Source organism: Brevundimonas sp. P7753, assembly GCF_013386595.1.
GTDB classification, from domain to species: Bacteria; Pseudomonadota; Alphaproteobacteria; order Caulobacterales; family Caulobacteraceae; genus Brevundimonas; species Brevundimonas bullata.
In genome coordinates this window covers 1-404 of record NZ_JACARP010000279.1, presented here as the reverse complement: position 1 = coordinate 404, position 404 = coordinate 1, and the positions used below count along the sequence as shown (strand labels likewise).

At 73.3% G+C, this 404-nt stretch carries 1 protein-coding gene; it reads left to right on the top strand.

The genetic code is table 11. The annotated features are described in order from the left end of the window. On the top strand, positions 1–404 hold a 404-nt coding region (locus HX774_RS19580; protein ID WP_304488872.1), incomplete at both ends, for a type II secretion system protein N.

Here is a 404-nt window from a genome sequence, read left to right as displayed (position 1 = left end):
CTGGCGGTTCAGGCCGGACGTCTGGCCTGGATCTTCGTCGCGCCTGAGCCCGAAGCGGCGATCGCCGTCCACGCCGCCGCCGCGCCTGTGGACGCCAGCATCTTCCAGCGTTTCGACGCCTTCTTCCGCACCGGCGACAAGAGCAGCCTGGCCGAGGCGGCGGGCGCCGACAGCGACGCCTTGCGTCTGTTTGGGGTGCGGGCGGGCGGGCCGGGCGGCGGCTCGGCCATCATCGGCCTGCCTGATGGACGACAGGTTTCTGTCGGCGTGGGCGAGACCATTTCCGAGGGCCTGACCCTGGCCTCGGTCGGCGCCGACTTCGTCACCGTGTCGCGCGGCGGATCGGTCAGCCGTCTGGTCTTCACCGAAACCCCCGCAGGCGCGGCGCCCCCGCCGCCGCCGCC